1 protein-coding gene is annotated in these 259 nt (G+C 59.8%); it reads left to right on the top strand.

From position 1 onward, the window contains the following. A partial coding sequence (locus BKB51_RS21390) for a hypothetical protein (protein WP_085902982.1) occupies nucleotides 1-259 on the top strand: 259 nt, incomplete at both ends.

Raw genomic sequence — 259 nt, 5'->3', positions numbered from 1 at the left:
GGCGGAGAGGGAGGAATCAAGGACGAAGGCGGAGGTGAGAAAGAAGGGGGGGCGGGGGGAAGAGCGAAGGGGGGAGAGGAGGGGGAAGAGCAAGACGAGGCAGAGGTAAAGGAAAGAGGGGGGGAAGGGAGGGGAGGAGAGAGGGGGAATGGAAGAAGAAATGGAGTGGAGCGTGGAGGCGAGAGAAAGAACGGAAAGAAAGAGAAAGCAGAGGTGAAGGGGAGAGGGGAAGGGGGGGAGGAAGGAAAGAGGGGAAGAA

It is taken from the genome of Kiloniella majae (assembly GCF_002118315.1).
Classification (GTDB): Bacteria; Pseudomonadota; Alphaproteobacteria; order Kiloniellales; family Kiloniellaceae; genus Kiloniella; species Kiloniella majae.
The sequence above is the reverse complement of the archived record's forward strand: the minus strand, read 5'-3'. Positions and strand labels throughout refer to the sequence as shown.